Below are 4,112 nucleotides of genomic sequence, written 5' to 3' on the forward strand. Positions count from 1 at the left end.
CTGCACGACCTGGAAACCTTCCGCGGGGAACGCCGGTGATCTTCCTTCCGGTCAACCCGGTCCACATCATCCTGGCGCTGCCCTTCCTGTCGGCATTGGGGCTGGCCGCCGTCGGTCCCCATCGTCTGGCGACGCGGATCAACGCGCTGGCGTCCGGCCTGACGCTGGTGGCGGCCTCCACCCTGCTGAGCGGCTTTCCGGAAACGACGGCGCTGTTCCTGGTGGACGACTTCAACGCCTATCTGGCGCTGCTGACGGCCTTCGTCGGCTTCACGACCTCGCTGTTCAGCGCCGGCTATATCGAGCACGAGGTCGAGATCGGACGGCTGAAGCCATCCTTCCTGCGCTTCTACCACTCCATGTACCAGGCCTTCATGTTCACCATGCTGCTGGCGCTGTTCGCCAACAACTTGGGCGTCCTGTGGGTCGCGGTGGAGGGCGCCACGCTGACGACGGTGCTGATGGTCAGCCTCTATCGGACGCCGGCGGCGCTGGAAGCGGCCTGGAAGTACTTCATCCTGTGCGGCGTCGGCATAGCGCTGGCATTGTTCGGCACGATCCTGATCTATCTGGCCGCCCAGCCCGTGATGGGCGGCGGGACGACGGCGATGACGTGGTCCGACATGATGGGACGGATGAGCAGCGTCAGTCCGGAACTGCTGAACCTCGCTTTCGTCTTCATCCTGATCGGCTACGGAACCAAGGTCGGTCTGGTGCCGCTGCATGCCTGGCTGCCCGATGCCCATGCGGAGGGGCCGACGCCGATCTCGGCCGTGCTGTCCGGTCTGCTGCTCAACGTGGCGCTTTACGCGGTGCTTCGGTTCAAGATGCTGATGACGGCCAACGGGCACACGATGGCGCCGGGACCCCTGATGATCCTGATGGGGCTGCTGTCGTTGCTGGTGGCGGCCTTCACGCTGTACCGCCGGCGCGACATCAAGCGCCTGTTCGCCTACAGCTCGATCGAGCATATGGGTATAATCACGTTCGCCTTCGGCATGGGCGGTCCCGTCGCCAACTTCGCGGGGCTGCTCCACATGTCGATGCACAGCCTGACCAAGTCGGCGATCTTCGTCGCGGTCGGGCTGGCGACCCAGGTCAAAGGCACCCAGCAGATTTCGGAAATCAGAGGCCTGATCGCGAGCCATCCCGCCATCGGCTGGGGGCTTGTGGTCGGCGTCCTCGCCATCGCCGGAGCGCCGCCCTTCGGCATCTTCCTGAGCGAGTTCCTGCTGGTGACGTCGACCTTCGCCAGCAACCCGTTGCTGGCGCTGCCGCTGATCGCCGGCATCGTCATCGCGTTCGGCGCCCTGATCCTGCGGCTTCAGTCGCTGGCCTTTGGCGCGCCGACCGGATCGGTCGAGCCTGTCGCGACCAGCACCTTCCCGCTGGTACTCCACATGATCATCGTCCTGATCGCCGGCGTCTGGCTGCCCGAGCCGCTGGTGGACTGGTTCCAGGCAATCGCGAAACTTCTCGGCTGAGGGGAGGGATACCGTGCTCGACTATCTAGCCTCCGTCGGCATCCGCGCTGAAAACCACCGCCCCTATCCGCGCTTCGATCTCGGCCGCGAAGCCTGGGCCGAGTTGGTGACCACCCTTGCCGCCAAGGACGACTGGTCGCTGCTTGGGCTTTGGGCCGACACCGGTATCGTCCACATGGCGCTCCGCGATGAGGCCGCCATGACGGTCGGAGTCGTTTCCCTTTCATGTCCGGAAGGCCGGTTTCCCTCCGTCGGCGGCGTTCGTCCCGGCGCTATCCGGCTGGAGCGGACGATCCAGGACCTGTTCGGCATCTGCGCCGAGTCGCTGGTCGATCCGCGCCCCTGGCTCGACCATGACAGCTGGCCGATCCGGCTGCCGCTGTCGGCCGACCCGCCCGATCCCCTCGGCCAGCCGGAGCCCTATCCCTTCCTTCCGGTCGAAGGGCCGGGTCTGCACCAGATCCCCGTCGGTCCCGTCCATGCCGGCATCATCGAACCCGGTCATTTCCGCTTCACCTGCAACGGGGAAACCGTGGTCCGGCTGGAACAGCGCCTGGGCTACGCCCACAAGGGCACCGAATGGCTGATGGCGGGCCGCTCGATCGCGGAGGCCGGCAAGCTGGCGGCGCGCGTCTCCGGCGACAGCACGGTGGCCCATTCCTGGGCCTTCGCGGGCGCCGTAGAGGCCGCCATCGGAACAACAGTTTCGCCGCGCGCCGTCTGGCTGCGGGCGCTCATGGCGGAGCTGGAGCGACTGGCGAACCACCTCGGCGACATCGGCGCCATCTGCAACGACGCGTCCTTCGCCTTCATGCTGGCCGAATGCGGGCTGCTTCGGGAAAAGGTCCTGCGGGTGGCGGACGCCTGCTTCGGGCACCGTTTGATGATGGACCGTATCGTTCCCGGCGGCGTCGCCGTGGACCTGCCCGCTGAAGGGCGAGACGCAATCCTGGGTCTGGTGCGGGAAATCGCCGTCGCCTTCCCCCCGCTCGTCCGGATCTACGACGAGAAGGCCTCGCTCCAGGACCGTACCGTCGGGACGGGCAGGGTGGACGGCGGTCTGGTCCATCGTTTCGGGGCCGGCGGTCACATCGGGCGGGCATCCGGGCGTGGATTGGACGCCCGCCTCAAGCCAGGCTATGCGCCCTATGACGAGCTGGACTTCAGCGTCCCCGTCTTCACCGAGGGCGACGTCAACGCCCGCGTCTGGGTCCGGATCAGGGAGGTCGAGGCCAGCCTGTCGCTGGTCCAGCAGATCCTGGACAAGCTGCCGGACGGCCCGGTCCATGTTCCGGTATCTCCAGTGGCAGGGCAGGGCATGGCCCTGGTCGAAAGCTTCCGGGGCGAGATCATGACCTGGGTCGCGGTACGGGAAGATGGTATCGTGACGCGCTGTCACCCGCGCGATCCGTCCTGGTTCCAGTGGCCGCTGCTGGAAGCCGCGATCGAGGGCAACATCGTCGCGGACTTCCCGCTCTGCAACAAGAGCTTCAACTGCTCCTATTCCGGGCACGATTTGTAGCGTGACGACATGCTGAAGACCATCGCCCGAAACCTGCTGCGCGGCCCCGCGACCATGAAGGGGCCCGAAGCCGCCGAGGCCGGCGTCGAGGAACTTGCCGGACGGCTCGACCGCGCGGCGCGCATCCGCCTGGGCCGCAGCCTGTCGATCCGGCAGGTCGATGCCGGTTCGTGCAATGGCTGCGAGCTGGAGATCCACGCGCTCAACAATGTCGTCTACGATCTGGAGCGCTTCGGCCTGCGCTTCGTGGCCTCACCCCGCCACGCCGACGTGCTGATGGTGACCGGACCGGTCACCGCCAACATGCGCGATGCCCTGTTCCGCACCTGGGACGCGACGCCCGATCCCAAATGGGTGGTCGCGGTCGGCGGCTGCGCGCTCGACGGCGGGTTGTTCAAGGGAAGCTACGGCATCGCCGGCGGCGTCGGCGCCGTGATTCCGGTCGATCTCCACATCCCCGGCTGTCCGCCGCGCCCCATCGACCTGCTCGCCGGCCTCGTGGCCCTAGTGGAGGCGGCGAAGTAGGAAGCGGCGAAGTAGGCGCTATGACGGCCGGTGCGTCGGGAACAGCGTCACCGTCAGATCGCGGATGAAGCGGTCCATCCGGTCGGGCTTGGCGGCGTCTTCCGCTTCGATCGTGCCGATGGCGCCGGACATGGCCCTGCCGCCCCTGCAATAGGCGGCGCGGACCGTCACGTCTTCCTTGAACGGCTGCGACGGCGGGATCTGGGCCGCGCAGAGTTCCGAGTCGATCACCTGGGTCTCCGGGTTGAAGACCATGACGACCTTGTACATCGGCCTTCCGCCGGGACCAGCGTCGGGGCCGAACTTCAGGCTGGCTCCGACCTGGACACGATTCATCGACGTCAGCACCTGCTCGGCGAAGCGGTCGGCGGGGACGTCGCTGGGGTTGCCGTGGATCAGGGTGGTCAGGATGGCCTTGTCGCCCCCGGCATAGCCAAGCTCGTCCGGGCTGTAGCCAGGGTCGACCTGGGTTTGCGTCACCCTGCCGTAATCTTCGCAAGCGGCAAGCAGAAGCAGCGCCGCCAGGGCGGCGCCGATGTTTTGTGGTTTCATAAGTCCGATCAGTTCAATTGCCCGACTTC

At 66.7% G+C, this 4,112-nt stretch carries 4 protein-coding genes; 3 read left to right on the forward strand and 1 reads right to left on the reverse strand.

Annotated features, from left to right (window positions below; all coding sequences use genetic code 11):
- Positions 1 to 35 precede the first annotated feature (35 nt).
- Genes AC5JJ6_RS01920 through AC5JJ6_RS01930 form a run of 3 tightly spaced genes read left to right on the forward strand, consistent with a single transcriptional unit; the run spans position 36 to position 3,531 of the window.
- The gene (locus tag AC5JJ6_RS01920) at positions 36 to 1,484 is read left to right on the forward strand and encodes a hydrogenase 4 subunit F (RefSeq protein ID WP_496040423.1); all 1,449 of its coding nucleotides are present in this window, start codon (positions 36 to 38) and stop codon (positions 1,482 to 1,484) included.
- A gap of 13 nt (positions 1,485 to 1,497) precedes the next feature.
- On the forward strand, positions 1,498 to 3,006 hold the full coding sequence (locus tag AC5JJ6_RS01925) for a hydrogenase large subunit (RefSeq protein WP_496040420.1): 1,509 nt from the start codon (positions 1,498 to 1,500) through the stop codon (positions 3,004 to 3,006).
- Positions 3,007 to 3,015: 9 nt separating this feature from the next.
- Entirely contained in the window at positions 3,016 to 3,531 is a 516-nt protein-coding gene (locus AC5JJ6_RS01930; protein WP_496040421.1) for an NADH-quinone oxidoreductase subunit B family protein, read from the forward strand.
- A gap of 18 nt (positions 3,532 to 3,549) precedes the next feature.
- Here AC5JJ6_RS01930 and AC5JJ6_RS01935 read toward each other — a convergent pair.
- Positions 3,550 to 4,112, reverse strand: a 563-nt coding sequence (locus AC5JJ6_RS01935; protein ID WP_496040422.1) for a hypothetical protein, incomplete at its 5' end; no start/stop codon positions are given.

It is taken from the genome of Skermanella sp., assembly GCF_059503625.1.

What these genes read in the sequence shown, in the direction of transcription:
- AC5JJ6_RS01930 (WP_496040421.1), top strand. Translation starts at nt 3,016, where the DNA reads ATGCTGAAGACCATCGCCCGAAACCTGCTGCGCGGCCCCGCGACCATG.